The sequence below is a fragment of the Klebsiella sp. HN106 genome (assembly GCF_051209435.1).
In the GTDB taxonomy this organism is placed as follows: Bacteria; Pseudomonadota; Gammaproteobacteria; order Enterobacterales; family Enterobacteriaceae; genus Klebsiella; species Klebsiella oxytoca.
Map to the genome: position 1 here is coordinate 1 of NZ_JBLURD010000136.1, position 372 is coordinate 372.

1 protein-coding gene is annotated in these 372 nt (G+C 50.3%); it reads left to right on the forward strand.

The window, feature by feature from the left end:
* Positions 1 to 311: 311 nt before the first annotated feature.
* A partial coding sequence (locus ACSIPU_RS30680) for a hypothetical protein (RefSeq protein ID WP_435322492.1) occupies positions 312 to 372 on the forward strand: 61 nt, incomplete at its 3' end.

The window sequence follows — 372 nt, forward strand, 5'->3', positions numbered from 1 at the left end:
TGATGCGCAATACGGACAAACCGTGACGACTTTTTTCATCGGTCTTGCTCCAGTTATTCAATGGGCGCGTTTGCGCTATCGCGCCGTCACTATGCATCTTCTATGCCATATTTTCATTGTGGGTATTCCTTGATGATACGCGGGTTTTTTGGGCGGAGTGCTGACGAAAAACAGCCTGTCGACAGATTTGACGTGTCGATACCCTGGAGATGTGACGGCGCTTGAAAAAATGTCACCGGGAGAGGAATTTGTCGGCGCAGGCTTGCAGAATCGATCAGACTGACACTAATTCCCGGCGGGCAGAGGCAAAAATGAAACCAGTCATTTTAGTGGTGGATGATGACAGGGCAATGGGCGAGCTGCTCAGCGATG